This is a genomic window from Actinoplanes sp. HUAS TT8 (genome assembly GCF_051380535.1).
Lineage (GTDB): Bacteria > Actinomycetota > Actinomycetes > Mycobacteriales > Micromonosporaceae > Actinoplanes.
Genome location: NZ_CP195646.1, coordinates 2,795,893 through 2,820,546, shown reverse-complemented (window position 1 = coordinate 2,820,546; position 24,654 = coordinate 2,795,893). Strand labels below are relative to the sequence as shown.

At 66.5% G+C, this 24,654-nt stretch carries 12 protein-coding genes; 4 read left to right on the top strand and 8 right to left on the bottom strand.

The genetic code is table 11. The annotated features are described in order from the left end of the window. Positions 1–59: 59 nt before the first annotated feature. Positions 60–1,172 (bottom strand): oxidoreductase, encoded by a 1,113-nt coding sequence (locus tag ACSHV8_RS12415; RefSeq protein ID WP_436532494.1) that lies wholly within the window; start codon positions 1,170–1,172, stop codon positions 60–62. A 270-nt stretch (positions 1,173–1,442) separates the two neighbouring features. Between ACSHV8_RS12415 and ACSHV8_RS12410 the strand changes: the two genes are divergently transcribed. Continuing rightward, on the top strand, positions 1,443–1,712 hold the full coding sequence (locus ACSHV8_RS12410) for a hypothetical protein (protein WP_436532493.1): 270 nt from the start codon (positions 1,443–1,445) through the stop codon (positions 1,710–1,712). A 353-nt stretch (positions 1,713–2,065) separates the two neighbouring features. Here the strand turns inward: ACSHV8_RS12410 and ACSHV8_RS12405 are convergent, their stop codons facing one another. From ACSHV8_RS12405 to ACSHV8_RS12375, 7 genes are all read right to left on the bottom strand, one after another. After that, positions 2,066–2,815: a hypothetical protein gene (locus tag ACSHV8_RS12405; RefSeq protein ID WP_436532491.1), complete on the bottom strand. Its 750-nt coding sequence runs from the start codon at positions 2,813–2,815 to the stop codon at positions 2,066–2,068. Positions 2,816–2,899: 84 nt separating this feature from the next. Further along, positions 2,900–13,951: a LamG-like jellyroll fold domain-containing protein gene (locus tag ACSHV8_RS12400; RefSeq protein WP_436532489.1), complete on the bottom strand. Its 11,052-nt coding sequence runs from the start codon at positions 13,949–13,951 to the stop codon at positions 2,900–2,902. A gap of 518 nt (positions 13,952–14,469) precedes the next feature. Next, entirely contained in the window at positions 14,470–15,006 is a 537-nt protein-coding gene (locus ACSHV8_RS12395) for a LytR C-terminal domain-containing protein (protein ID WP_436532488.1), read from the bottom strand. A gap of 59 nt (positions 15,007–15,065) precedes the next feature. Beyond that, on the bottom strand, positions 15,066–16,442 hold the full coding sequence (locus tag ACSHV8_RS12390; RefSeq protein ID WP_436536745.1) for a GH1 family beta-glucosidase: 1,377 nt from the start codon (positions 16,440–16,442) through the stop codon (positions 15,066–15,068). A gap of 23 nt (positions 16,443–16,465) precedes the next feature. After that, positions 16,466–17,323, bottom strand: a complete 858-nt coding sequence (locus ACSHV8_RS12385) for a carbohydrate ABC transporter permease (RefSeq protein ID WP_436532486.1) — start codon at positions 17,321–17,323, stop codon at positions 16,466–16,468. Between the two features lie 47 nt (positions 17,324–17,370). Then, positions 17,371–18,276: a carbohydrate ABC transporter permease gene (locus ACSHV8_RS12380; RefSeq protein WP_436532484.1), complete on the bottom strand. Its 906-nt coding sequence runs from the start codon at positions 18,274–18,276 to the stop codon at positions 17,371–17,373. Positions 18,277–18,338: 62 nt separating this feature from the next. After that, the gene (locus tag ACSHV8_RS12375) at positions 18,339–19,604 is read right to left on the bottom strand and encodes an ABC transporter substrate-binding protein (protein WP_436532482.1); all 1,266 of its coding nucleotides are present in this window, start codon (positions 19,602–19,604) and stop codon (positions 18,339–18,341) included. Positions 19,605–19,872: 268 nt separating this feature from the next. On the opposite strand from ACSHV8_RS12375, the gene ACSHV8_RS12370 reads away from it, so the two are divergent. The 3 genes from ACSHV8_RS12370 (at position 19,873) to ACSHV8_RS12360 (ending at position 24,534) form a co-directional block, all read left to right on the top strand. Beyond that, complete coding sequence (locus ACSHV8_RS12370) at positions 19,873–20,850, top strand: LacI family DNA-binding transcriptional regulator (protein WP_436532480.1); 978 nt, start codon at positions 19,873–19,875, stop codon at positions 20,848–20,850. Between the two features lie 148 nt (positions 20,851–20,998). Beyond that, positions 20,999–23,443, top strand: a complete 2,445-nt coding sequence (locus ACSHV8_RS12365) for a CARDB domain-containing protein (protein ID WP_436532478.1) — start codon at positions 20,999–21,001, stop codon at positions 23,441–23,443. A 149-nt stretch (positions 23,444–23,592) separates the two neighbouring features. After that, on the top strand, positions 23,593–24,534 hold the full coding sequence (locus ACSHV8_RS12360; protein ID WP_436532476.1) for an LLM class F420-dependent oxidoreductase: 942 nt from the start codon (positions 23,593–23,595) through the stop codon (positions 24,532–24,534). Positions 24,535–24,654 lie beyond the last annotated feature (120 nt).

Genomic DNA, 24,654 nt, shown 5'->3' with positions numbered 1-24,654 from the left:
CAAAACCTTCGCTTTGGTACGTCCACAGCACGCGCAAGCCCAGCGCCGCCCATGATCGCCTACCAGTTGGCCCGCCAGTACTGCGGCGGGTGTGCGAGTTCAGCGCGATCCACGCCCAGTCGCGCCGCGGCCGCGGTCGCCCAGTGCGGGTTACGCAGGGCCGCCCGCCCGACGGACACGGCATGCGCCTGCCCAGCAGCCACAATCGTCTCCGCCTGCAACGCCTCCTCGACCAGCCCGACGGCGCTCACCACGACGGGTGTCCCGGCCAGCTCCCGGGTCAACTCCGCGGCCAGTGACACCTGATACCCGGGCCCGACCGGGATCACCGCGCCGCGGCCCAGCCCTCCCGAGGAGACGTCCACCCAGGTCACCCCATGTTCCGCGGCAAGCCGCCGCAGCAGCCGCGCCGAAGCGGCCACATCCCAGCCGCCGTCCACCCAGTCGGTCGCGCTGACCCGAATACCCAGCGGCTTGTGCGCCGGCCAGACCGCCCGCACGGCAGCGGCCACTTCCCGAACCAGCCGAGTCCGCCCGTCCTCGTCTCCCCCGTACTCGTCGGTCCGGGTGTTCGTCAGCGGCGACAGGAACTGGTGAATCAGATAGCCATGCGCACCGTGCAGCTGAATCGCGTCATACCCAGCGGCATCCGCCCGACGTGCCGCATCGGCGAAGGCCGCCACCACGTCAGCGATCCCCTCCCGGCTCAACCCACTTGCCGCGCTCAGCCCCGGAAGCACCGGCCCGTCAACGGCGCTGACCGTGTTCCAGCCCCCGTCCGCCACGGGCACCGTGCCCTCCGGTTGCCCGGGAAGCCACGGATAGGTCGAAGCCTTCCCGCCCGCATGGGCGAGCTGCACCGCCGCGGCCGCCCCCTGGGAGTGCAGAAACGCCACCACCCGCTCATGCGCCCGCTGCTGCTCATCGTCGTAGAGCCCAACGTCCCGAGGGCTGATCCGCCCTCGCCCTTCAACGGCGGTCGCCTCGGTAGTGACCAGCCCGAATCCACCCGCAGCGAACGCCCCCAGATGCTGCAGATGCCAGTCCCGAGGCACACCATCCTCGGCATCAACGACGTACTGGCACATCGGGGCAACGATGGCCCGGTTCCGCAGAACAAGCCCCACCCCTTCCGGCGCGGGCAGGGTCAGCGGCGTGAACAGCAAAGACATGGTGACGGCCCGTTCCCGAGATACTTGCATACGCCTGGTTTCCACGTGCGCAACAAAATTAGTTCCCGACACGCGCTCCTGCAAGCACTGTGATCTTCCGCGTAGCAACCCGTAGCCACCGCTCAACCACCGCAAACGACAGCGGCGCGAACTGCAACACCTCGGACTCTCGCCTACGCCGCCCTCGGCAAAGGCACCTTTGTCCACCCGAACGCCCGCGAACGCGTCGAGGCCGCCAGCCAGCCCCACTCCACAGGCGGCAGACCCACCATGGCCGACGACCCCGAGCTGAACCGGCGCATCGCCGAATTTCTGCTTTACCAGAACGAGATCGCCAGCCGCGTCGTCAACGCCGCGCTCACCAAAGACGCCCGCGCCATGAACGCCGCCGCCCGCGAGCTCGCCGACCACAACACGGCCCACCAGGACCTCGCCGACGACATCGTTAAGTACAAGGCCAACGCCGGCATCGTGCCCACCGGCACCGAACCGCCGGCCGAGCAGGCGAAGGCGCGCCGCACCCGCAAACCACGCCCGTAACGCCCAGCCCGCCGCAAGCCGCGATCACGCGAACCACTCCACAAGCGGGCCGATTGGCTAAAAAAGGCTTACAGGATCAAAGGGGCGGCCCGGCCGAAGCCGGGCCGCGCGCACGCGCTCAAGGCCTACGGCCACGCACGCACGCCTACCGTCGAGCCCAGCAGCCGATCCATCAGCTGCCGCCCGCGGTAACCATATGCGTTTGCGCCGAACCGCCAACCCAGAAGCAAGTATCTCAAAATGATCGATGAACGTAAATTTTGATCGACTGGCATCAGCCGTTACAGCAAGCGGGATGCACAACCACGGCCTACGGCGCACCAGCCGACGCCGGTCGGCACTAAAGCACATTCTCAGAATGGCGGCTCATCGGTCGGCCCCTGACTCGAACCCCAGACACTGCTTGGCGGATCATCATCGACTCGCCCTGAATCAACTACGCCTGGGAGCGAATCCACATTTTCGCCCCAAGCCGTCAAGGCTTCGATCGCCAGACGCCTCAGCCACTTGTCTGAACTGGTTTCAAGAAAGTTCCTCACCAGCGGCACAAAACCCTGACGGCGAGACGCTAAATCCGGCGATTCGAGCAATTGAACGGCGGCAATGAGGGCGGCTTCCCTAACTGTTGGATCCGGATCACTTAGATACGCATCAACGCTCGGAAAAATGATTGGGTAAAGTTTACGAATTTCCAGGAAATGAGGGTACGGAACGGTCGGCGCATGCCCCGACCAAGACCGGATTCGCCGTTCCGACTCCACGCTGACATCATGGGCGACATTGGATAACCACGTTAGCAACTTACTCCGGAGTGGATACTTTCCCTTTTCCCACGCAGGAGCGAGTGATTTCCTGCTCCTAGGATCGCCCAAGAGCGCGGCGACGTACCGAACCGCTGGAGCTGTCGCTGAGTACACAACCCCGTCGTTGAGCAGGGTGCTGTCAAGGTGATCGAGAGCACTTTGAACGGCGTCAGGATCGCCGGACGCCAGGTCAGCAAGCTTGGCAGGCGTTTCAGGGAAAGCAGATCCATCGGCATTATCCATAACCGACCAGTTGACAGTCTGGAGAATAACTGATGGGTCAGAAAACTTGTCGTCCATCTTTTGGATTATGCCACACACGACCCTCGGCGGCGGTAGGCAGCCAGCAATTGCCGCGCCCACCGCCCGCGTTTGCGCAATTTCTCAAAAATCCGTTTCGCTAAACACTTGTCGCAGCTGGTACCGCACTACCAACGCCGAATCCTTTGGTAACATCCCCGCCACGTTGAGCGAGCAGAACGAGCAAGGGCCACCTGGTTTAGAAACCATCAGTCTGGCCTCCATTTTGGAAGCACCCGGGCCAGCCTGCTTGGCAAGGATCCTCATCAAGGTGGCGGCTTGCACCTCAACATGTGAACCGAAGAACGTGCCCGGCGAAGGGCTGGCCTCCGCCGGGATATCGCCCATGTTTGCCTTGATCAACGGGTGAAGCTTGTCAGATGAGAGATCGAACGTCCCGTGTCCCTTAATCCAAAGGTAGCCGCCAGTAGCTCCCGACGCTGATGTCGAGTTTCCCGGCCTCGTCGAGTAGGCGGCATTTTCCGACGCTCTGGCATGCGCGCGCTCATCTGGCGTCGGACAATTGTTGTTGTGGACGAGGACTGGTTCGGTGCCGGCGAGCACATAGTATGTGTGGATGTTGTCGACCGTGAGGTCGCGCATCTGTTTGGCGCCGGTGAAGACCTGGACCGCGGTGACGTGCTGGATCTCACCGTTAGGGCCGATGAGGGTGGATTTGCCTGGCTCCAGGGATCCGGCATCGATCCATCGCTGAGCGGTGGCATCCCAGAACGGATGATTCTGCGTGGCGTGCAGAACGGTTCCGGTCGGGCCGCGTGTTGAGCGGTCCCCGTCGCCCTCGCCGGTGGTCTTTCCTGCTGCAGCCGGTTGCGGTTCTGCGGTGACGGTAACGTCGGCGAACTCAGTGTCCAGGTTGTCGTGCAGCACAGTGACGGGTTGCGAGGTCGTCTTGCCGGACTCTGGATCGGTAGCGGTGACCTGGTCACCGACCTCGACAGCCGCGATCGGCTTGGTCGAGCCGTCGGCCATCAGTACGCGCGTCTTGGGATCGAAGCTGTGCTCGCAGGTGCCGTAGTCCTGCCGGTCCCCGCCGCTACCGTTGCTCTTCGCACCTGTGGGGATGTCGCGGCCCGGGTCTTTCGGCCCCGCGGTGTCACTCGACTTGGAACCGCTGGGCTTCGATCCCTTGTTCGTGCTCGTGGGCTTCTTCGATCCGGATCCCTTGGCTTTGCTCGGGGTCTTGCCGCCCTTGGTCGGCTTGTTGTTCTTCGGCTTGTTGTTCTTCGGCTTGTTGCCACTGCGGGTGTTCTTGCCGTCCTTCGGCTTCTTCTTGCACTTGCTGGACTTGCAGGTGACCTTGCCGCTGCCGTTGTCCTTGTACTTGGAGGCGTTGTTGGCCGGGTGCTGGCGAACGTAGTTCTTCTCGTCCTGCGGGCTGAGACCGCCCGAGGAGCCACCGCCACGATGGTTCTTGCGGCGGTCTGGCAGTTTGTACTTCTTCAACATCTTGTTGATGCGGGTGGCGACTCTTGAGTACACCGCACCGGCACCGGCACTCACCAAGGCTTTGACACCGTCGGCCAGGATCGAGCCGACGTTTTCGGCGCAGGCGAGCCGGCTTCCGTTGCCTACACAGTCGTCCAGGATCTGGCAGACGCCGCTGAACGCGCAGACCCAACCGGCGATGGCGGCGAAGCTGTCGATCGCGTTGTTGCAAGTTTTTTCCGAGACCGGCATCCACCAGACGCCGCAGTCGACCCGATCGTGGATCGCGTTGCCGATCTTGGACTTCCAGGCGTTCGCCTCCGAGATCATCCCGCTGATCATGCTGTTGAGGGTTCCGCGCAGGTCCGAGATCGTGTTGATCGCGTCCTTGGCCATGTCGATGAAGTCGAAGGAGTTGACGAAGCCCTTCAGCATGCAGGTGAACGCGTTGCTGCAGCTGTTCATCGACAGGAACGAGTGACCGGATGGGTCCGTACCGGACAGCGGGTTGCCGTTGCCATAGCCATAGCGGTTGGCGTTGGCCGACTGTCCGGCCGGGCTGAGGTCGGCCGAGTCTCGGGTGTCGAATTGGCCGGTGTCCGGGTTGTACCAGCGGGCGTGCATGTTGACGCGGCCGGTTGCCGGTTCGGTGTATTCCTGCTGGAAGCCCAGGTTGCCGACGTGACCGGACTGGGCAACCACGGCGCCCAGCGGGTCGTAGGTGGTGGAGCCGGACAGTGCCGTTCCGGTCGCGGTGAATTCACCGACGACATCGGTGTGCTGGTCGGTCCAGGCGTACACGCTGGTGCCGCCCTGTTTGACCGCGGCCAGGTCGCCGGCCGGGTCGCGGGTGTAGACCGATGTGCTGTCCGCGGCGAGGTCGTTGCCCAGGCCGGTGTAGGCGGACCCGTCCTTGATGGCCCGGCCGAGGCCGTCGTAGCTGTAGTCGGCGTACGTGCCGGTGTCGCCCTGCTGGCGCAGCACCTGGTCGAAGGCGTCCGTGACGGTCTCACGGGCAACGGTCCCACTGATCGTGTGGCGCAGCGTGCCGCGGGCGGTGTAGTCGTATCGGTCTCCGGTCGACGACTGCATCAGGCGGTTACGGGCGTCGTAGGTGAACGTCTTGCCGCCGGCCTTGGTTCGGTTACCGGACTTGTCGTATTCGTAGTCGACCGTGGCGGTGCCGTTGTTCCAGGTCTGCAGCCGGTTCGCCAGGTCGTAGGTGTAGGTGTTCGCCGCGGATCCGGCGAATCCGCTGGTGACCTTCGACGTCAGGTTCGAGTTGTTGTCGTACCCGAGGCTGATTTTGGCAATCGACACGCCGGCTGTTGTCTTCAGCTCGTCGCTGGTGAGCCGGTGCGAGCTGTCGTACCCGAACCATCGGGCGTTGCCGTTGTCACCGTAGGTGATCTTCGACAGTTGAGAGAGGGTGTCGTAACCGAGGCTCGCCTGGACACCGGTGGCCGGGTTGGCGATCGAGGACAGTCGCCCGGCTGCGTCATAGCCGTAGGTGGTCGTGCCGGCGGCGTCGACTCTGGTCTTCATCGCGCCGTCACCGGTGTAGGTGAAGGAGCTGTTGCCGGACGGTCCGGTCACCGAGGTGAGCAACCCTCGATCGTCCCAGGTCAGCGTGTTGGTGCCGGTCCCGCCAGAAAGAGAGGTGATCCGGCCGGCCTTGTCGTAGCCGAATTCACGGTCGCGGGTGTCGCCTTCCGCGCCGGAACCCGCGGCTTTGACCAGCTGGCCCATCCGATCGTAGGTGTAGTCGACCCGCACGCCGCCTGGCTTGATGTCGGTGACCGGCTGACCGGACAGGTCGTAGGCCGTGGTGAAGGTCCGGTCGGCGAGATCAGGGTGCGCGGTGGTGGCCGGCTCGATCCGGGACTCGACCTGACTCCAGGTGTTGTACGTGGTCCAGAAGTCGTTGCCGCGGCCGTCGGTGAATCGGGTCGGCTGGCCGGCCGCGTCATACCCGTATCGGGTCACGATCGACGAATTGTCGGAGATCGGCTCGGTCTGCGAAGTCATCAGGCCGGAGGCGTCGTAGGTCCACCGCATCGTCGTATTGCGCGGGTCGGTGACCGCGACGACGTTGCCTTCTCGGTCGTATGCCGTGGTGGACTTCTGCAACAGCTTGTCGGCCGCGTCGTACGAGCTCTGCACCAACGGACGCCCGGCCAGGTCGTAGCTGGTCGTCGCGTAGGTACCGTCCGCCAGGGTTGTCCGGCTGGCCCGGCCGAGACCGTCGTATTGCATGGTGGTGGTGACGTGCGCCGCGTCGGTGATGGAGGTCGACTCGCCGACCGCGTTGTAGAGCGCAGTGCTGGTCAGGTTGTCGGGGCTGGTGGTCTTGCTCAGCCAGCCGCCCGGCCCGTACTCGAAGGTCGTGGTGTTACTGGCGCCGGTCTGGCGAACCAGTTCCGTAGCTGACTCGGGACGGTCCAGGTAGTCGTAGGTGGCGAGTTGTTTCGCGCCGCTGGGGTCGGTGACCGATCGTGTGCGGCCGAGGTTGTCGTAGGTGTATCGGCTCGCTTCGCCGTCCGGGGTGGTCTGTTTGGTGACCCGGCCGAGCATGTCGTAGGTGTAGGTGGTCTCCTCACCGGAGGCGCCGATCACCTTGCTGACCTGGCCGGTCTTGTCGTAGACCACCGATTCGGTCGGCCGCAGTGCTGTGGCGGAGCCTGGCGCGGTATACGCCGGGTAGACGGTTTCGACCTGGCGGCCGTTCGCGTCGTACCGGGTGGTGATGGTGTTGCCGTTGGGATCCTTGTCCTCGGTCTGCTCGCCGAAGGTGTTGTAACCGGCGTAGCTGATCGGATTGACCTGGACGGCGTCGCGGCCGTGCTCTTCGAGGGTGACCGGAGGCTCGACGGTAACGGCGAGGTTGCCGCTCTCGTCGTACTCGTAGTAGGTGATGTTGCCTTCGGCATCTGCGGAGGACATCACGTTGCCGCCGCTGTCACGGCGGTAGGACTCCCGGATCACCTGCCGGTCGGCGAAGGTCGCGGTGCCGTTGTATATCTCAGTGATCTCGGCGTTGGTGAGCGCCTTCTGATACGCCTGAACATCGGCAATCTTGCCGTCCCACCGCTTCGAGGGAGACCAACCCTCGCTGCCATCGCCGATGGTCATCCACCCAGGTTCGGGGTCGATACCGGTGATGGGCACGCTGTTCTGCGGCTGGCCGTTGACGTAGAGCGTCAGTTTCTTGGCGGTGGCGTCGTACACGCTCAGCAGGTGTGTCCAGGCGCCAGTTGTGGCCTGGTTGTTCGACCGCGCGGTGACGCAATCCCACCATCGATCGCGACAGCCTTCGATGCTCCAAGTCTTCGTTTCGGCGTCATAGCCGAGCTCGAATCCGTTGTAGTCCAGGTATCCCTGGGACATGGCGATGTGGTCGTTAGCAAGGTCATCCAGCTGGACCCAGGCACCTACGCTGAAGGATCGTTTGGTGTCAACGACCGGCACGTCGGTGCCCAGGACACGATTCTGGTCGTACTCAATCTCAAGCGAGCCGGTCAGGCCGGGACGCGCAGGATGTTCGGTCGACCAGCGGGCTCCGCTGGAGCTGGCACGCGCGACGGTGCTACCCGCCGAGTCCGCGGCGGTATCGCCTGCGGTCTCGGCGAGCTTCCATCGGGCTACCGGGCTCGTTCCGGTTGTCGGGTAGGTGGTGGACACGACGTCGCGGCCGTACGGGTCCTGGATCGTCTCCTCGTAGCCGACGGTCACACCGGCCGAGTCCTTGACGGTGGTGGCCAGTACCTCGTCGTCGTCGCCGAGGACCTGCTCGACCGTACGATTCACTCCGGTCGGGTCGATCGTGGACTTGTAGGTGCGGCCGGCCTGATCCTGGGTGTACGTGGTCGTCGTGCGCCCGTTGTTGGTGACCTGCTTGGTCATGTTGCCGGCGAGGTCGTACACGTTGTTCTCGAGGACGAAGCTGTCGCTGGCGCCGAACCGGGTTGACGTCTTCAGCAGATTGTTGTTCGTGTATTCGAACTTGGTCACGAAGTTTTCGGCGTCGGTCGTGCTGATCAGCCGACCTCCTGCGTCGTACTTGCGTGACTCCGATCGCAGGTCGGCAGGGGCGGTCGGCTTGTCCGGGTCACCGGTGAAGTTCTTGAACCAGGTCTCAAGGACCTGGCCCTCGCTGTCGGTCTTCGTCTCGACGGTGGTCCCGGCCGCATCGGTGGCGGTGGCTTGGTCGCCGTACTTGTTGTAGGTGAAGGTCGTCTTGCTTCCCGACGGGTCGGTCTGGGATTCGAGCTGGCCAAGGGCGTTATAGGTCGAGGTTTCGGTGCGTGGGGCGTCGCCGCCGGTAGCGTCCGCGACGGTGGTCGTCAGGACTTGACCGTCGGCGTTGTAGGTATAAGTCGTGATCGGGGTGTGCACTGCCCCGGTGACCCGGTTGAGGACTTCCGGTTCAGTGACCGTTAGCAGCCGGCCCAGCTTGTCGTAGGTGAATACGGTGGTACCGCCCACACCAGAGCCGGCCTCGCACCGGCTGGGCCTGCAGATTCCCGTGGCGACGCGACGTTCGGTCACACGGCCGAGGTTGTCGTACCTGAACCAGGTCTCCTGCCCGGCCGCGTCGGCAACACCCTCGATGTCGCCGTTGTCGTCAAAATAGGTATTGACGACTGCCCCGCCGGCCGTGACCTGCTCTACGGCCAGGCCCCCGGGCGCATCCCACCTGTCGTCGGTGTAATCGGTGCTGGTGACCCGTCCCAGCGGATCGGTCACCGAAGTCATGTTGCCCCGTACGTCATAGGCGTACGTGGTGACATACGTCCCGTCGGTTCGGGCGTCGCGCACTGTGAGTAGTTTGTCGTTGCGTGGGTCGGGAGCGGGGTCGACCGTGGTCGCGTCCGGGAAGTAGGTGAACCGGGTCGTCGACTTGGTCGCCGCGTTCGTCTGGTCCTGCCAGGTGGACTGCTCGATGACGTTGCCGCGGGCATCGTACACGTATTCGGTCTTGTTGCCGTTCGGGTCGACCAGCAGCTTCATCGTGCCGGTTTCCGCGTCGTAGCCGTACTGGGTGAGGTTGCCCAGCGTGTCCACCTCGGCGATCTGCTGCCCCGAGTACAGGTCGTAGACGTCCTTGCTGACCTGCCCGGTCGGGTCGGTCAGCGACAGGGACTTCGCCGGCATCGGCACGGCGTTGACGCCGGTGGCGTTCCGGTCGGCGGCGTCGTACTGCGCCTTGATCTGAGCGTCGGACAGCTTCGTCGCGAACGTCGCAATCTCCGCGACCCGGCCCTTCCACGGGTCCACGTCGGTGCCCACCCAGCGGGCTCTGCCCGCGAGCAGAGGCCCGGTTCCGGTCCACGGGGTGAAACTCGCGATGCTCGACCCTTCGGGCATGCCGTTGACGTAGATGGTGAGCTTCTTGGTCGTCGCGTCGAACGAGCCCGCCAGGTGGGTCCAGGCCGAGGCGGAAGGAACTGTCGTGTTCGCGTAGGTGCGAGGACAACTCGCGGTGTCGGCATCTGCCGTGCACATCACGGCCGCCCATTTCTTCACGCCGCTGTCGTAGCCGAGCATGAATGCCGTCGACCGGGCCCCGACGATCGCCACCGCCTGATGGTGGGAAGCGACATCGGCCACATTCACCCATGCCGAGACCGTGAAGGATCCCGCCGTGTTGACCGATGGCGTGTCGGCATCGATCCCGGTTCCGGCGGCCCCGTCGAACAGTGGCGCCGTCGTATCCCTGAACGGGCCGTCGGTACCGGCGGTGCCGCCCAGAACCGTCGCCGAGTAGGTTGCGGCGGTACCGTTGACCTCGTTGTACGGCTCAGTGGTGCCGGGCAGATCGTTGAGCCGCCAGTAGTCGACGGGGCTGCCGCCGAGCACCGCCGACGCGTACACCTGGGAACTGCCCTTGATCTCCGGGTCGTTCAGGGTCCAGGTGCCGTTGTCGGCGTCGGTGACCTTGCGGACCTTGCCGGAGACGGGGTCGTATTCGATCGTCGCGGCGACGCCCCCGGACGGCCGGGTGACCTGGGAGAGCAGCTTGCGAGAGGTACGGGCGGCGTACAACTCAGCAACCAGGTCGTCGGTCAGCGGGCGGTCGAAGATCGCCGCATCGCTGAGCGAGCCCGAGTAGTAGTCGGGCGTGCCGGTGTTCTTGTAGGCGACGGTGTTGTCCTGGCTGGGCCAGCCGCCACCGAGGTGGCCGGCGCCGAGGTACTGGTATCGGGGCTGGATGTCGCTGACCGTCACCCCGGTCTGGGTCGCCTTGCGAACGCCGTCGAGGTAGAGGCTCTGCCGGTCACCGGCGGCGGAGAGCACCACGTGGTGCCAGTTGCCGTCGTTGACCGTGACGCCACCGGCGTTGAGCGCCGCGTGGTTCTGCCAGGAGAAGGTGTGCAGCCCGTAGTAGGGCCGGCCGCACGTGTAGACCAGCAGGACTGTGCCGTTGACGGTGCCGGCGCTGTCCGGGTGCAGGCACATCCCGGACTCCTGCGACACGATGCGGCCGTCGCCGGTGAGCCGCCACTTCTGGGCAGCGGCCGTCGAGCAGTCCTGGATGAGAACCTTCGACGCGGGCTCGGACTGCGATTCCTGGATGCAGCGCGTCACGCCGTCGAGGGTGTACTTGATCTGCCCGGTGCTGCTCAACGACCAGGTCTGCGGGCTGGTCCCGTTGCAGTCCCAGAGCTGCAGTTTCGTCCCGGGCGTGCTGGCGCCGGAGTCCAGGCATCGTCCCGATGGCCCTCCGAGGATGCTGCCCAGGCTTGCGGTGGGGATGGTCGGGAATGTGCCGTAGAGCTGCCCGTTGGTGCCGATGTAGAGAGTCGGGTTGTACGGGTTGTTGGTACTCGCCGACGTGATCGGATCCCAGCTCTGGCTGTAGAGAACCTGGTCACCGCCGGCTGCCGTCTTGAACCACATCGAGATGGACTGGTATCCGCTCTGCGATACCAGCTTCGCGGGTAGCGCGGTGCGCGCGCTCGTGCCGTTGTAGGAGGCGGCCGTGGCCGTCGAGCCGGCCAGCGCGCCGGCCGCGCCCAGGCTCACATTGGTGTGGGTACCGTAATCGGCCTTCATCCGTTCGACCGTGGCGCTCGCGGCCTGCGGGTTGCCGGCGTTCTCGCCGAGCCGCCAGTACGAGTAGGCGTCCAGGTTCTCGACCGTGGACGGGTACAGGTTGGCGTCGCTGTAGCCGTACTTCGTGCACTGGGTGGTCGAGGTCGGCGGGCACACGGTCGTGAGCTGGTCGCCGCTGTAGGTGTAGGTCCAGGTGGCGACCGTGTCGGGTTCGCCGGTCCGGGCCGCGTCGGTGGATACGGAGGCGACGTGCGCCCCGGACCAGAGGATGTTCAGGTTGCGTTTGGTCGCCGTCGAGGTCAGCTGGGTGACCTTGCCACTGGTGTACGTCAGTTTCAGGGTTCGCCCGTTGCCGTCGGTGATCGAGGTCAGGCCGTATCCGCCGGTCAGAGCGGTGGTGAACAGGTAGCTCACGCCGGATTTGTCGGTGAGCTGGTAGCCGCCGGTGACTGCGGTGAACTTCGCGTACCGGCCGAGGCCCGCCGAGAACGTGCCGTCGGTGTTACGTCCGTAGGCGACCGTCTGCCCGGTCGGGTAGGCGACCTCGACGGTGGTCAGCGCGCCGGTGACGTCTTTGCGTTCGGTGACCTTCGCATCGAGAATCGATGACCAGCCGGCGCCGAAGGCACTGGCCGTCCGCGGGTCGGCCGAGTTGTACGACCGGCTGATCGCGAGTTCCGGCCCGACCGAGGAAACCTGCGCGTCGGTCGCCGAGGTGGTGTACGTGCCGACGCCCGGGGCGAACCCGGTTGCTCCGTTGTCGGCCAGGGCCGACGTGGTCGCCGGTTGAGGCACCGGCGTCGTCAGGACGTTTCGCCAGGCCGGTTGCCAGGTGTACGACGGCAGACCGGCATTGAGCCGTCCGTCGTGCAGAGTCGCCTGCCAGCGGTAGCGTTTACCCCATTTCAGTACGCCGCTGGGCACGGTCCAGGTCTTGTCCGGCCGCCACCCCGACTCCTTGATCTTCGTCTGGGTGCCGTCCGCGGCTTCCTCGAAGACCTCGAAGTTGTATTCGAGAGTCGCCGGGAAGCCGTCCGGGTCGTAGCCATCCGCGATCAGCTGCGGGGTCAGCGTGGGCGACTGCGTTCCCGAACCGGGGTAGAGCGCGTTGACCTGCGGCGCCACGTTGTTGGCGTACGTCAGCTCAAGCCAGGTCTTGTACTTGTCGCTGTAGTTGGCGGAGGTGAACCGCTTCCACGAGTCGGTGACGTCCTCGTCGGCGGTGATCGCCAAGCCGTAGTCCCAGTTGGCGCTGCCCCGCTTGGTCGCCCACTCGTAGAACGTGGTCGGGTCGAGGCTGACCGCGTGCCACTGCCCGACCGAGCGATCGCCGCCGGTGTTCGTGCTGGCCGGTGTGTGGTCAGTGATCTTCAGGGTGCCGATCGGCCCGCTGTACGTCGGGCCGGCGGCCAGCGCTCCGGCCGCGACCCCGCTGGCCGTCCACGATTTGGTCACCTTGCTCACGTAGATGTTGCGGTAGGTGTCCTTGGTGCAGGTCCAGGTGAGGTAGACCCACAGCTTCGCACCGGTGACCCGCTTGCCGACGAAGCCGTTGGTGTCGAAGCTGGAGAAATTCACGAACGAGCGGGCGATGTTGTTCTGCCAGCGCCCGACCGCGAGGTTGTTGCCGTCCTGGTCGGCCGGGCCGGTCTCGGCTTCGTTGTCGACGAACGCGTCGACGCCGCTGAGCGTTTTGCCGGTGTAGACGGTCGGGTCGACCCGGACCGGCCACACCCGGGCCGGGTCATCGAGCCAGGTGTCACCGACGGCCACCTTCAACGCCGGTTTGCCATCGACCTGGACGAGCTCGTAGCCGACGTCGTACGACTTCTTTCGATCACCCATCGCATCGACCGGGCTGGAGTCCTCCATGAACGGTCGCGGCACCAGCAGCGCCACCGCCCCGTCGTTGTCGAGCAATTCCAGCTCACCACTGGTGTTCAGCCGCGGCGTGAGTCCCTGCAACGTGAGCGGGAAGACGAACTCGCGCGCCGAGGCGGCGCTCTTGAGGACGAGAGTTTCCTTGACGCTGCTGGTCAGCGTCCGCAACTCCACATCGACGCTCGGCTGAATCTCCGGATACGTGCTCAGCTCGCCGTCGACGACCGGCGTAACGGCGAGCGCGTCCTGCAGCCGGTAGGCGAAAAGCTGGCCGCCCGGCAGCGTTACCCGGACCAGGTCCTCGGTCAACGGTTGCGGCGTGACCGCCAGAGCGCGCGTCGCCTTCGCAGGGCCGGCCAGCGACACGTCGAACGAGTTCGCCGCCGTCCGCAACCGGCCGTCGGCGCCCTTGCTCAGCGTGGTGTCGATGGCACGCCATTTGCCGTCGGCACCCTGGTAGTTCATCTTGCCGGTGGACACCTTGACGGTCTGCGAACCGTCCGAGTTCTGGTAAATGTCGCTGGAGGTGTTGGAGCGACCCGGGAGTTTGGTCGACTTCTGCGGATCGAAGGCATCAGCCTCCGGCACCTTCGGCGCCGACCAGGACCCGCGACTCACCGGCTTGGCCGCGGTAAAGCCCTGCTTCCGCCCGCCGTAATGCCCGTCGCTGCCGGGGCCGCGTTCCTGCACCGGGATACCGACGAATGCCTCGGCAGGCATGCCAAAGGTCCACCGGAAGTCGAGCCAACCCATCGGCCAGGACCCCTTGAGGCCGCTGGGAATACCGATGGACGCAACGAGTGTGAACGCAAGCAGAAGTGCGAGACGGCGGGTGTGGCGACCCACAATGCCTCCAAGATCAGAATGCAGGTCCCGAGACCGTAGAACGACCTGATCCACTCTGGAAGACATCGATAATGATGGAATGCATCGCCCGCGAAGGGCTCACAGCTCGCTCACAGCAATGCGTCGCAGGTCAGCGGCTAGCCATTCAAACATTTCTTTCTATAAGTGTGCCCCATGTCACAAATCCGAAAACCATTCGAGATCATCATTTTGTGACTTCATAGATGCAGACCAGACATTCTCGGGGCGACCACGGCGAATCGGTCATCAAACACCGATGTGTCGATACGGCGAAATCGACATTCGCACCGGCTCGCCGCGCGGGCTGGGCTCCGGGCCACGCGACTGCTCATCGTCGGTCAGTGGCCGGCACCATCGCGGACGTGGGTCCGCCGGTGGTGCCGGTCCTCACGGACGAGTTCGGGTCAGGCGCCTTTCGGGGCCGGCGCCGCGCACGTGCCGGGCGGCGCGCTCGGCGTCCCGATCTGCGCCATCGACTGGTTGACCTCGGTGAACGTCGCCAGCGACCGGAATTTGGCGCCGATCACGATGTCGATGACGTCGCTGGTGCGGGCCTCGCTGTAGTCCGGTTCGGCTTCGCCGAGGAAGTAGGCGCGGATCCATTGGGCGGCGCCGACGGTTTTCGGACCGTACTGGATGACGGCGACGTTCTTGACCTTGGTCTTGCTGTCCTTGGTGGGCTGGGTGACGAAGCCGCGGTCCTTGAATTCGGCGCTGACCTGGTCGGCCAGGCCGGCTGACTTGGTGCCGTTGAGCACCCGCAGCTTGACCTGGTCGGCCTCCTTGGGCAGCGTGAGGTTCACCATGGTGACGCCGGCCGGGCAGCCGCCGGCTTCCGGGCCGCCCTGCGTGTCCTTGACCAGAGCGACGACCACGACCACGGTTGCGGCCAGCGCCAGCACACCGATCACCAGATACGCCCGCAGGCGAGTGAACCCCATAAAATGACAGACGTTCCGGAGCCCTGTTTCGTTGCACGACGTGCTCGTCGTCTCAGCAATCAAGACGAGGGCCGGGTCAACACCACTTTTCCCGTACGTCGGGAGAGCTGTTCCCGCAACCAGTGGTAGCTCGCCCGGGGCGTGCGGACACCGGTCGCGTAGTCGACGTGGGCCAGACCGAATCGCGGGCCGTAGCCACGGGCCCACTCGAAGTTGTCGATGAGTGACCAGTAGAAGTATCCGCGCAGGTCGACCCGGGCGTCGGCCACCGCCCGGGCCGCGGCGGCGACGTGTTCGGCGACGAATCGGATGCGTTCCGGGTCGGGGCCGGTGTCGTCGCGCACCTCGGCGATGCCGTTCTCGGTCACGTAGACCGGCGGCAGCCCCGGGTAGCGTCCGGCCAGCCCGGTCAGCGTGTCGTAGAGGCCGCGCGGTTCGACCGGCCAGCCCAGGTCGGTCAGCGGGATGCCGTCGCGCGGCATCGCCCGTACGCCGATGTCGTCGGCGGTCCGCAGCGCCGGATCGTGCTGTTCGTGGGGCACGTCGGCGGCGTGGATGCGGTAGTAGTAGTTGACGCCGAGGAAGTCCAGTGGGGCGCCGATCAGGGCCAGGTCACCGTCGCGCCGGAAGGACAGGTCGCTGACGCCGGCGTAGAGCCGCTCGAATCCGGCCGGGTAGGCGCGGCCCAGCACCGGGTCGGTGAACTGCCGGTTGAGCAGCAGGTCCATCCGGTTGGCGGCCGCCTCGTCGGCGGCCGAGTCGCTGGCCGGCACCGCCGGGGACAGGTTGAGGGTGATGCCGACGCGGGCGGCCGGGGCGGCCGCCCGCAGTGCGGTGACGGCCAGGCCGTGGCCGACCAGCAGGTGGTGGGCGGCGGCGAGGGCGCCGTGGCCCTCGCGGGCGCCGGGGGCGTGGCGGCCTTCGGCGTAGCCGGCGATCGACGACACGTACGGCTCGTTGAGCGTGATCCAGTCCCGGACCCGGTCACCGAGCCGGTCGGCGACCACGGCCGCGTAGTCGGCGAAGCTCTCGGCGGTGTCGCGGACCCGCCAGCCGCCGGTGTCCTCCAGGGCTTGCGGCAGGTCCCAGTGGTAGAGCGTGACGAACGGGCGGATGCCGCGCTCGCACAGCGCGTCGACCAGCCGGTCGTAGTAGTCCAGGCCGGGTCCGTTCACCGCGCCCCGGCCGGCCGGCATGACCCGGGGCCAGGCGACCGAGAAGCGGTACGCGTCCACGCCGAGCCCGGCCAGCAGTTCCACGTCGTCGCGCCAGCGGTGGAAGCTGTCGCAGGCCACCGCCCCGGATGCGCCTCCGGTGATCGCTCCCGGCCGGCGGCAGAACGTGTCCCAGACGGATTCGCCGCGCCCGTCCTCGGCGACCCCGCCCTCGATCTGGTACGCGGCGGTGGCCGCGCCCCAGACGAAGCCGTCCGGCATCTCGGGAAGTTCGTGTGAGGTCGTCAACCTTTGATCGCTCCTTGCATGATGCCGCCGACGATCTGCCGGCCGAGGACCATGAAGATCACCAGGATCGGGAGCGTGGCCAGCAGCGTGCCGGTCAGGGTGAGGGTGTAGTCGGTGGTGTAGCCGCTGGCCAGCGACGACAGGGCGACCTGGACGGTGGCGTTGTTCTGCAGGACCACGAGGGGCCAGAAGAAATCGTTCCACGCCTGCATGAACGTGAACAGCCCGAGCACGGCCGCGGCCGGCCGGGCGGCGGGCAGCACGACGTGCCAGTACAGGCCGAACGTGCCGCAGCCGTCCATGCGGCCGGCTTCGAGCAGTTCGTCGGGCACGGCCCGGCCCAGGTACTGGGTCATGAAGAAGACGCCGAACGCGGTGACCAGGCCGGGGACGATCACGGCGGCGAGCTGGTCGGTCCAGCCGAGCTTGGCCATCAGCAGGTAGAGCGGGATGATGCCGAGCTGCTGCGGGACGACCGACGTGCCGACGGCCAGCGCGAGCAGCACCTTGCGTCCGCGGAAGCGCAGTTTGGCGAAGGCGAACCCGGCCAGGGTCGAGAAGAACACCACCGAGACGGTCACCGACGCGCTGACGATGAACGAGTTGAGCAGCGCGCGGGCGAAGTCGGTGGTGTCGAAGACGCGGGCGATGTTGTCGAACAGGTGCCCGCCCGGGATCAGGACCGGGGGCGTCTGGGCGACCGCTTCGCTGGTCTGCGAGGAGACGACGAAGGACCAGTAGAGCGGGAAGACCGACCCGGCGACGACCGCGAGCAGGGCCGCGTAGGTCCACACGGAGGCGCGGCGTGGATAACCGAAGTGGCGGCGGCGCGGCTGTTTTTCCGGGGCTTGCATCGCCGTACGGGAAGGGCGGGGTTTGTCGGTTAAAACGGTCACTGCGCTCAGTCCTCGTCGTTGGCGATGCGCCGGGTCAGCAGGTAGTTGCCGATCGCGAAGACGGCGATGACCAGGCAGAGCGTCCACGCGATGGCCGAGGCGTAACCGAAGCGGAATTCGCGGAAGCCCTGCTCGTACATGAACAGCGCGGCGGTCTGGAACTGGCGGTCGGACCCGCCGGTCGGGGTCGAGGTGCCGGCGAACAGCAGCGGCTCGGCCATGATCTGCAGGCCGCCGATGGTCGAGATGACCGCGGTGAAGATGATCGTCGGGCGCAGCTGGGGCACGGTGATGCGCCGGAACTGCTGGCCGGAGGACGCGCCGTCGAGCTCGGCGGCCTCGTACAGGTCATGGGGAATGGCCTGCATCGAGGCGAGGTAGATCAGCGCGTTGTAGCCGGTCCAGCGCCAGGCCACGATGACCGAGATGGCCAGGTGCGAGCTCCAGGTGTTGGCCTGCCAGTCGATCGGGCCGAGCCCGGTCAGCCCGAGCAGCCAGTTGATCATGCCGAAGTCGCGGCCGAACATCTGCGTGAACACGATGGTCACGGCGACGATCGAGGTGATGTTGGGCAGCAGTACGCCCATGCGCAGGCTGGTGCGGGCGCGCAGCCGGTGGTTGAGCAGGTGCGCGATCCAGAGCGCGGCGAGCAGCTGCGGCACGGTGGACAGGACCCAGATGCTCAGGGTGTTGCCCAGCGCGTTCCAGAAGTACGGGTCGTGCAGCAGCTCGCGGTAGTTGGCCAGGCCCACCCAGGTGTGCTCGCCGGCGTCCAGCAGGTTCCAGTCGTTGAACGAGACGTACCCGGTGTAGATCAGCGGGAACAGCCCGAACGCGGCGAACAGCAGGAAGAACGGCGTGACGTAGAGGTAGGGCGAGCCCTTCGTGTCGAGCCGGTTGAGCAGGGTCATCGTCAATCCTTCACCGGGGTGGCCGGCGGTCCCCCCAAGAACCGCCGGCCGTGGAGGTTGGCCTATTTCTTCAGTCGCTCGACGTCGCTGACGGTCTGCTGCCAGGACTGTTCGGAGCTCTGTTTGCCCTGCTCGACCCGGACGAGCCCGTCGCGGATGGTGGTCTGGATGTCACCGGTGCGCGGGCCCTGGTACTGCGGTTTGAGCTGCTTGGCGGCGGTGGTGAAGATCGTGCCGATCGGCGCGTTGTTGAAGAACGGATCCTTGTACTGGGCGATCTCCGGCTTGTCGTAGAGCGCCGGGATCGACGGGAGCAGGCCCTTGGAGGTGAAGATCTTGGCCTGCTGCTCCGGGGCGGTCAGCCAGGCCGCGAGGGCCTTGGCCTCCTCGATGTGTTTACCCTGCTTGGGCACGGTCAGGTACGACCCGCCCCAGTTCCCGCCGCCGCCGGGAACCGCCGCCACGTCCCACTTGCCGGCGTACGCCTTGGCCTGGTCCTTGATCTTGGTCATCATCCACGCCGGGCAGGAGATCGTGGCGAACTGGCCCTTGGCGAAGCCGTTGTTCCACTCCGGCGAGCTGTCGATCAGTTTCGCCGACAGGTTGGCCTGGATCGCCTTGACCACCAGGTCCCAGGCGTTGCGGACCGCCGGGTTGGTGCCGACGACGATGGTGTTGTCCTCGCTGTAGAAGCCCTGCGGAGCCTGGCCGATCACGGCGTTGTAGAGCGCGCCGCCGCCGTCGAAGAACGCGGTGCCCTTCGGTGCCTTCGCGGTGTACTTCTTGCCGGCCTCGATGTACTGGTCCCAGCCGGACGCCCAGAGCGCGGACACCGCGTCGCGGTCGGCCGGCAGACCGGCCTGCTCGAACAGGTCGCGGCGGTAGCAGATGGCCAGGCCGCCGACGTCGGTGCCGTAGCCGATCTGCTTGCCGTCCGAGGTCAGCGACGCCTGCCATTTCCAGGGCAGATATTGCGCGGCGCGGTCGGTGCCCAGGTCGGTGAACTGCTTGCCGACCTCGCGCATCTGGGCGATGAACCCGGTGTCGACGCCCTCGATGTCGCCGGCGCCGGTCCCGGTCGCCAGGTGCGTGGCCAGGTCCCGGTGGTGGTCGTTGTAGGCGGCGGTGTGCTCGACGATCTTGATGTTCGGATGGGCCTGGGAGTACTCGTCGTAGAGCGCCTTGTAGCCGAAGTTGCCGAACAGGTTGACGTTGAGCGTGACGTTCCCGCCGGCGCTGCCGGCGTCGCCGCCGGAGCCGCACGCGGTCAGCACCACCGCGGCGGCCAGGGCAGCGGCCAGGGTTCGCGCTGTTCGGGACAAAGACATGCAGAACCATCCTTTTCCTCGGGTGTAACCGGTTTCATGAAACCGGTTACACGACGCAGAGCATCAAAGGCGCAGGACGAGCTGACGTACGAGACAGGCCGGTTCCGAACTCCGCGGCCTTGAGCCAAGAGTTTGCCTACATCGATGCGTGCGCTGTCAAGTCACGAGCTGGTAACGAGATCGACATGTGTTGACCGTCGCGACACGACGCTGATACGGTCCTGAAACCGGTTACATAGGGGCGTCCAGGGTGTCCAGCATCAGAGAAGTGGCACGTCGCAGCGGCGTTTCCGTCGCCACCGTTTCGCGGGTCTTCAACACACCGGAGGTGGTCAGCCAGCAGACCAGACAGCTCGTGCTCGGCATCGCCGCCGAGGTCGGATACCTGCCCAACGAGTCGGCCCGCACCCTGGCCACAAAAAAATCCAACATGGTCGGCCTGGTCTGGGACACCGACCACCGCCGGCCCGGCTGGCGGCACCCGTTCCTGCAGGACATCCTCGTCGCGCTCAAGAGCGCCCTCAGCGCCCAGGGGCTGCACCTGCTCATGCTCGCGCCCGACCCGAGCCCCGGACCGGCCCGTTTTCTGCGCGCGGTCCAGCGGCACAACGTCGACGGCGTGGTCATCATCGACAACGGCAGCCGCGACCCGGCCGTGCTCGCCCTGGCCGACGCCGGGGTGCCCTGCGTCGCGCTCGACCTGCGGTTCACCGGGCCGGCGTGCACGTACATCACCTCCGACAACCGCGGCGGCGGCCGACAGGCCGCCCGGCACCTGATCGAACGCGGTCACCGGCGCATCGCCACGATCACCGGGCCGATGCCGACCTACCCGGCCGTGGAACGCCTGGAAGGCTTCACCGCCGCGCTCGCCGAAGCCGGGCTGACCCTGGCCGGCGCACCGGCCGGCGACTGGTACCTGGAGAGCGGCTACACCGCCATGAAGCAGCTGCTCGACCTCGACCCGCGGCCCACCGCGGTCTTCGCCGCGGGCGACGAGATGGCCGTCGGCGCGCTGCGAGCCGTGCACGAGGCCGGGCTGCGCGTGCCCGAGGACGTGGCCATCGTCGGGTTCGACGACATCGAGGTGGCGACCCTGATCCCGCCCGGGCTCACGACCGTCGCCCAGGACAAGACCGGCATCGGCACGGCCGCCGCGGAAGCGATCACCGCGATGCTGGGTGGTGCCGCCACTCCCCCGCCGACCGTCCTGCCGACCGAGCTGATCGTCCGCGGCTCGGCCTGACGAGTGGTCACTTCCGGCCACCGATTCGTGGCCGGGACCGGGCGAACGTCCCGATCATGGCGCCGGGTTCCCGATTGTTGCGGCCCCCGCGTCCGGATTGACTGCTGGCGGCCGTCTGCCGTGGGTGGCCGCTGAACGGGAGATCATCGTGACGCGTTTCCGGCGCCTGCTGACCGCTGCCGCCGTCACCGCCGTACTGCTCGTGACCGGGGCGGTGCTGGTGACGTCGCCGGCCAGTGCGGCGAACTCCGACACGATGACGTTTCCCGGCAACGGGACACTGCGGGTCGCGATCACCACCACGCCGGCCGGCAAATACGACCCCCGCACGCTGCTGTTCCTGAGCGGCTCGGACGACTCCACCTGGCTGTGCGACTCGGGCTACTGCGCGGCACAGCAGTGGACCACGCCGTACGAGCGAAAGGGGTCGATCTTTGATTTTGCCCTGGGGGAAAACGACGGCAATGAGAGCCTGTCGAACGAGAATGCCTTCTCGGTCGCCTTCGACGGAACCGGTGAATGGACTTTCACCCGACTGCTCAATCAGTACAACCCTTTTCACTTCGACTACACGGTGCGGGTGACGTTCCAGCCGGGCGTGCCGCCGACGACCGACCCGACGCCGACCGCTCCGGCCACGCCGCTGACGATGACGGTCACGCCGACCACCTCGGAACTCGGCGCCGCCTACGACGTGGCCGGGTTCAAAGCGCAGCTCACCGACGAGGCCGGCAAGCCGTGGACCGGCGTGTTCGTCTCCTGGCGGGTGGTCGCCGGGCCGGACATCGGGCTCAAGGGCGCGAATGTCACCGACGGCAACGGGATCGCGAACATCGCCTATTCACGCGCGTCCGATTCCTACACCGCGCCGTCGAGCACCGACGATCTGGAATTCTGGTACGAGCAGATCAACAACGGTGAGCCCGACCCGACCGAGCCGCAGGCCTCCGCGTCCTGGACCTTCGCGGCCGCCACCCCGCGGTTCACCTGCCCCGACAACGGCCACACCGGATCCGCCGTCCTGCCCAAGGTCGACGTCGATCCCCCGGCGCTTCTGCACGCGGTAAAACCATTCACCATTGAGTACGGGAATCTGCCGCTCACCTTCACCACCGGCGTCGCCGGCTCCGGCAGCTATTGCACGACCACCTCGAACCGCGGGCACCTGCCGGTGAACGTGGTCTTCCCGATCAAGGGCGTGCCCTACCACCAGCACGTCGCCGACAGCGTCGCCGTCGCCACCCTGGACTTTTTGCCGGCCGCCACGACCGACCCGCAGCGGTGCGACTTCAGCGTCCTCAAGCGCGTGAACAACGCCATTCAGAATGGTGTCTTCACCCCGCCCCCGGGCACCAACAACTGTTTGCTCAATGACCGCAGCAACGACTCCAGCCACTCGGTGATCGCACGCTGGACCAATCCCGGCTTCGAGGAGTACCTGGCACTCGGCATCGCCTCCCCGAGGGTATTCGCGACCCGTCCGCTTACCTACTACGTCGACCTGGAGTCGCTGTTCGGCGACCGGGACATCGACTTCGACGACCTGGTCCAGCGGGTCGAGACGTTCTATCACCTGACCCTGATCGCCAGCCTGCCGATCATCGACACGATGGCCGTGGTGCAGGACCCGCCGGCCCGGATCAGCGTCACCGACGCCGCCGGGAACACCGTGGGCCGGCTGCCCGACGGTTCCCTGTCCACCTATGCCAACGCCGGCTACGCCGAGGTCGACGACCGGTCGATCGCGGTCATCTCCGGACCGGCCGCGGGCGGCTACCGGGTCGTCGCCAGCGGGAGCGCCGGGACGGCGTACAGCGTCGACTTCGTCATGGTCAACGGCGGCTCCGCGGAACCGACCGTGGACAGTGTGCGGGGCACGATCGGCAGCGGTGGCACCGCCACGTCGACCTTCCAGGTGGTCGGCGGCGCCGTGACATCCTCGATCGCCGCCGTCAGTGGCGGTGGCCAGAGCGCCATCGTCGGGCGCGGCTTCGCGAAACCGCTGGTGGTGAAGGTGTCCGACGCCGCCGGTCAACCGGTGGCGGGGCGGACGGTGACGTTCGCGGTGACGTCCGGTTCGGCCACGATCGGCGGGAAGACCTCGATGACCGCGGTGACCAACGCCCAGGGCCTCGCGACCAGCCCGCCGATGCTGGCCGGCAGCCGGGTCGGCGCCGTGCGGATCTCCGCAACCGTCGGGACGGCGAGCACCGCCTTCGGGCTGTCGGTGGTCGCGGCGGCCGACCTGTCGGTCCGGTTCGGATCGGTCAAGGCGGTCACCGCCGGTAAGAACCTGCGGGTCACGGTGACCGTGACCAACTCCGGGCCGTCGGCCGCGTCGAAACTGTCCACCACCGTGACCCTGCCCAGGGGTGTCACCGTGGTCAGCGCCGGCGGTGGTCGCAAGAGCGGGGCGACGCTGCGGTTCACCACGACGACCGTGCGGGCCGGCGGCAAGGTGACCTACACGTTCACGGTACGGCCGGCGAGTGCGGCCAAGCGCGGCGCCCGGCTGACCGCCAAGGTCGCCTCGGCCGTCAAGGATCCCCGCACCGCCAACAACGCGGCGGCCTCGGGAGCGGTCAAGCGCTGATTCGAGCGTTCCCCGGCACCCGCCTGGGCCCGGACGCAAAATCAGGTCAGGAGCCGGCCGCGCGACACGCCCGGACCCTCGCCGGGCCGCGGTGTAAGTTGGCTCTTACATACCAAGTGAGAGACCGCTTACATGGAACTGGGGACAGCATGACCATCCGGCTCGGCTATCAGATCCCGAACTTCACCTACCCGGGAATCCCGAACGAGCAGCTGTTCGACACGGTCGCCGCGCAGGCCAAGGAGGCCGAGGCCGCCGGCTTCGACACCGTGCTCGTGATGGACCACTTCTACCAGCTGCCGGGCATCGGCACGCCGGACCAGAACATGCTGGAGTCGTACACGACGCTGGGCGCGCTCGCGTCCGTGACGTCCACGATCCAGCTGTCGACGCTGGTCACCGGGGTCACGTACCGGAATCCGGCCTTTCTCGCCAAGACCGTGACCACCCTCGACGTGGTCTCCAAGGGCCGCGCAGTGCTCGGCATCGGCGCCGGGTGGTTCGAGCGCGAGCACAACGACCTCGGCTTCGAGTTCGGCACGTTCGGGCAGCGCTTCGAGCGTCTGGAAGAGGCGCTCAACATCATCGCGCCGATGCTCAAGGGCGAAGAGGCGACCTTCGAGGGCAAGTGGTACGTGACCCGGGGCGCCATGAACAACCCGCGCGTGCGACCCACCATCCCGATCATGCTGGGCGGCTCCGGCGAGCAGAAGACGTTCCGGCTGGCCGCCAAGTTCGCCGACCACATGAACGTGATCTGTGACGTCGACGACCTGGCCCGCAAGGTCGCCGTGCTGCGCGAGCGCTGCGAGGAGATCGGCCGCGACCCGGCCACCCTGGCGACCAGTTACCTGGTCATGGGCATGGTCGGGGAGGACGAGCAGGAGGTCAAGGAGCTCGGTGCGTTGATCCCGGAAGATCGACGGAACCGGGCTTTCCTGGGTACGGCGGAGCAGGTCGCCGAACAGTTGCACGAGAAGGTCATCGGGGCGGGCATCGACGGCATCACCATCAACCTGATCCGCAACGGCCACCGGCCGGGCATGGTCACGAAGGTGGCCGAGGCCCTGAAGCCGATCGTCAAGGCCTGACCGCTGGGGCGGCTTGGTGCTCGGGGCTGTGTCGGAACGCTCGAAGCAGCCCTGAGCACCGGCGCGGAATCGGCGGCTGGGCGGTGGGCGGATTATTTCCGTACGGGGGAATGGGGATTT